Origin of the sequence: Xanthomonas prunicola (genome assembly GCF_002846205.1) — a bacterium.
Classification (GTDB): domain Bacteria; phylum Pseudomonadota; class Gammaproteobacteria; order Xanthomonadales; family Xanthomonadaceae; genus Xanthomonas; species Xanthomonas prunicola.
This window is the reverse complement of record NZ_PHKV01000036.1, coordinates 1-4,185: the sequence shown is the minus strand read 5'-3', so window position 1 is coordinate 4,185 and position 4,185 is coordinate 1. Positions and strand designations below refer to the sequence as shown.

2 protein-coding genes are annotated in these 4,185 nt (G+C 68.8%); both read right to left on the bottom strand.

All coding sequences use genetic code 11. The annotated features are described in order from the left end of the window. Positions 1–524: 524 nt before the first annotated feature. Positions 525–1,919 (bottom strand): type III secretion system effector XopQ, encoded by a 1,395-nt coding sequence (gene xopQ / locus XpruCFBP8353_RS22805; protein WP_101365237.1) that lies wholly within the window; start codon positions 1,917–1,919, stop codon positions 525–527. 878 nt (positions 1,920–2,797) lie between these two features. After that, on the bottom strand, positions 2,798–4,185 hold a 1,388-nt coding region (recD, locus tag XpruCFBP8353_RS22795; RefSeq protein WP_101365236.1), incomplete at its 5' end, for an exodeoxyribonuclease V subunit alpha.

The window sequence follows — 4,185 nt, the reverse complement described above, 5'->3', positions numbered from 1 at the left end:
TCGCCATCGACGAGAGCAACGGTCACCTCAACACCGGTGGTGAGCAGTACGAACGCGTGCCGGCCAAATAAGGCCGCAGTTGTCACCGGCGCCTGCGTGCCGACCCCACAGTCGCACGCGGGCGTTTTGCGTTTGTGGCTCTGCCGGCCGCGCCAGGGGGCTGCCAGCGCCCGCTGCGTTGAGCAGACGCCGGGCCGGACGCACCGCCCGTCGCCCTGTCTCGCGCTCCCCCTGCCCTTCCCCCCCGCGCAAGCCTTACAGTGCGCAGGCACGCCGGGTCCGGCGCTGCCAGACCGATCAATCCAGCAACTACGAGGGTGTCATGAGCAAGGGGATGGACCAGAAGAAGAACCAGAAGAAAGAGCCGACCAAGACGCTGAAAGAAAAGCGCGCGGCCAAGCAGGAAAAGAAGGGCAAGTAAGCCGCCTGGCCTGTTAGCAGGCGGACGAATTGGAGGGTGGTGCCCCACCTCGCGCTTCGCGGATGACGCCGGACGGCGCCACTCCGCGAATGCTGCGGACCGCTCAGCGCGCGTGTTGCCCCTCGTCTTCCTGGGCGAGCGCGGCCTTGGCCAGCGCCGACAGCAACAGCCTGGCTTTTTCCGGACGCACAACCTCGGCGTGGCCCACGTGCTCCACCGGGCTGGCCCCCTCACGCTGCATGGGCGTTGGCTGGAACAGCAGGCGCGCGGTGCCGGGCAGCGCCGCCAGCAGGGTCAGCGGATCGTAAAGATTGAGCTTGGTCACCTGCGGCCAGATGGCGTCGAAGGTCATGTCACCTTGCTGATCCGGTGCCGCAGGATCTTGCGGTTCTGCTGCAACGAACGTACGGAAGAACCACGCCGCATCCAGGCCGGGGATCAGGTTGGCCTGGATGCCTTCCCACAGGCCTTTCAAGGCATTTTTCTGCACATCGCGCAGGTACTCGCCCACGGGGTGGCCATTGCGTGCCATGCCGTCGTAGAACGCTGGCGGTACGGCGGCCTTGTAGGCAGCCTCCTTGGTCAGGATGCGCAGAGGAATGCCGAGTTGCTGCACGCGCCGGTAGAGCGCACGGGCGGCGTGGATGTCGGTGGCATTGTTGTAGGCGCGCGTGTCCGGTTGAACGAAACCATCGGCGTCCTTGTCCGGGTCGATGCCTCCCATGATGGTGATGGACGCGACCTTTTCCCGCACCAGATCGCCCGCCTCGGCAAGCAAGGCGTTGGCATCGGTCATTCCGGCGATGACGACCATGCCGAGCTTGCGGGGCGAGGTCGCCAGGCGCTCGCACATCGCACGTACGCCATCGGTATGGACTGCGTCGGGCGCCGCACGCAGCGCGGCTCCCTCGGCGAGGAACTTGGAATGCTCCCGGGCCTGCGTGGACGTCATGGGATAGTCCTGACCGCGCGCGACGCGAACATCCGGCAATGCCAGGCGATCGAAGACACCCTTTGCCAGCTGCGCCCGTTGCGATCGCATGTCGGCATCGCCCAGGGTGACGACGACGTCGGTCAAACGCAAAAAGCCTTCGACCTGCAACTGCTTGGCGATGGTGTAGGTCACGACATCGTCGGGGTCCTTGTTCGGGTCGGTGAACAGCAGCGTGTCGAGCGGCAGCTGCGGCCGGTGCAGACGCAGCTCCCGCAGCACGGCCGCCTCGGTGGGCGTCAGCACGGGCGTGTCGGCGACGCCGAGCTCGGCCAGCATGCTGCGCTGGGCAGGCGTCAATCGCGCGGGCAAGCTCTGCGTGCGTCGATGCCGTGGTCCGTCCGGGCGGGGAGGACGGCCAATGAGGGTCTGCAAGGCGCCCGGCGGTTGCGCGGCCGCGTCTGCGGCGGCATGTGCCGGCACGCAGACGGATGGGGAATCGCGCAGGTCAGCCGTCATGTCTGCGCTGGGCAAGCCGGCGGTGGAGTGGATTGCGTTGGGCTGCATGCGAGGACCTCTGACAGTGAGGGGCGGTGCTGGCAGCGCTTGTTGGCAACACGACAGAACCGGTGATCACGATCACGCGTGCGCGACGCTGCACGAAACGGTCGCGTGTCCGCGCTCACGCGTGCGTCAGTCGCCGGCGACAATGCGTGCGGCGCGATCACGCGCTCGAGCGGATGGCCAGGCTCGCAACCTTATCCTCGCCCAGCGCAGCGCCAGGCCGGCGTGGTGAATTCCTGTGTGCGGCGACGAAGAGACACCCGACAGGCACGGGCCGCATCAACCCAACCCGACGCCGGTATTGGCGAGCAGCGCACACGCTGCGCCGACATCGTCGTGCTCGCGTGCTTGGCTCGGCACAGCCCGACGCTGCACGCTATGTCGGGAACTGCCATGGCATGGCGCAACGCCTGCGCGATGCGTGGCCGGCAAGGCCGCAGCGACGTCGGCAGGCAGTGGCTGTTGCCAGTCCGGGTTGGGGAATGTGGCAGGAAACGGTTAGCCAATGAGGTTGGCCGAGTGCGCGTAGATGCCGGTGTTGGTCGTGTCGGGGCTGAGGTCTGCCCACAACTGCACCGATGGTCCTCGATGCGCCAAGCGCACCTCCAGGTAGCACGACACGCGCACCGCCACAGCGTTCACCGTGCGCCGATGTTCAGCAGACCAATGGCCGCGTCCGTCCCGGTCCACGTGCGTATGCCACAGATCGAACCAACTCTCCGGATCCAAGCGATCGACGGCAGCACACGCCTTGGATTCTGCTCGCGCCCAATAGCGCTCCATTCGTTTGCGGCGACGTCGGCCAGCGTTATATAGCGAAACCCATTGCGATTGAGCAGTCGGTCGTTTGCGGGACAAGACCCGGCACCGACTGGTTTCGATCAGAACAGCGCCCCTTGCACAGGCGCACGCGGCGGCGGCTGTGGAAGAGGCGCTTGCGTGGGTGCTGGAACCGGCGGTGGCTTGTCGTCTTTCGCACCCAACCGCCACGCCAGGCCCGAGATGCGCGCGGCGTGCCGCGCAAGCGCGGCGCGGATGACCGCTTCGCTGCCGGCCAGGTGCAGGGCGCGGCGGGCGCGGGTGATGCCGGTGTAGAGCAGTTCGCGGCTGAGCACGCGGGCGTCGCGGGTGGGCAGTTGCAGCCAGACGGTGTCGAATTCGCTGCCCTGGGCCTTGTGCACGGTCATGGCGAAGGCACTTTCGTGCGCGGGCAAGGCGGCGGGGTGGAAGCCGCGCACCTGGCCGTCGCCGTCGCCTTCGAACCAGGCGACGAAGGCGCCCTGCCCGGCGTGGGCGGGGTTGGGATCGCTGTCGCTGCGTCCTGCACCGGTATTGGCGCCGCTGCGGCCGTGGGCGTGCGCACTTTCGCCGGGCGCTGCCGAGGCGCCCGGGTCGCTGCGCAAACAGATACCGACGTCGCCGTTGAACAGGCCATGGCGGTAGCTGTTTTCGGTGATCAGCAGCAGGCGGCCCTGGAACCAGGGCGAGGCGCCGCCAAGGCGGCGGGCGCCTGAGCCGGTTTCGGCCAGCAGTTGTTCGATACGGGCGTTGAGGCCGCGCGCGCCCTGCGGGCCGGCGCGCACGGCGGTGAGCAGGCGCAGGCCCGCGGCAGCGCGCAGGGCGGCGGCCGGGTCCTGCGCGTCGGCCAGCGCGCGCCAGTGCGCGAGCAATGCGTCGCGCCCCAGGGCGAGCGGGTCTTCGCCGTCTTCGTGGAAGTGCACGCCGGCCAGTTCGCCGCTGCGCAGCAGGGCCAGGGTGGTGTCGGCATCGCCGGCGCGGATGGCATCGGCCAATGGGGCGAGTGCGAAGTCGTCCGCCTGCCGGTAGCCGCGCAGCAGGTGCACGCGGTGGCCGGCCAGGCCGCCGCCATGGGTGGCGGTGGGCGCGATGGCGCCGGGCGGGTTGCCGAGCAGCGGTTGCAGCGCCTGGGCGTCCTGCGGCTGCAAGGCGTCGCCCGGGCCGGCGGCCTGCAGGATGGCGGCGAGCACGTCGCCGGCTTCCACCGAGGGCAGTTGGTCGGCGTCGCCGAGCAGGATCAGCTGGGTGCCATCGGCCACGGCTTCGACCAGCTTGCACATCAGCGGCAGGTCGACCATGGAGGCTTCGTCGACGACGATCAGGTCGAAGGGGAGCGGGTTGTCGGCGGTGTGGCGGAACTGCGGCGAATCCGGGATGACGCCGAGCAGGCGATGCAGGGTGCTGGCGCTGGTGGGGAGGAGGGATTGCCAGGTGGGTGGCTGGCCCTCACCCGCCCTTCGGGCACCCTCTC

Excerpts from the sequence above, each read along its gene's own strand:
- xopQ (WP_101365237.1), bottom strand. The coding sequence starts at position 1,919 with ATGCAGCCCAACGCAATCCACTCCACCGCCGGCTTGCCCAGCGCAGAC.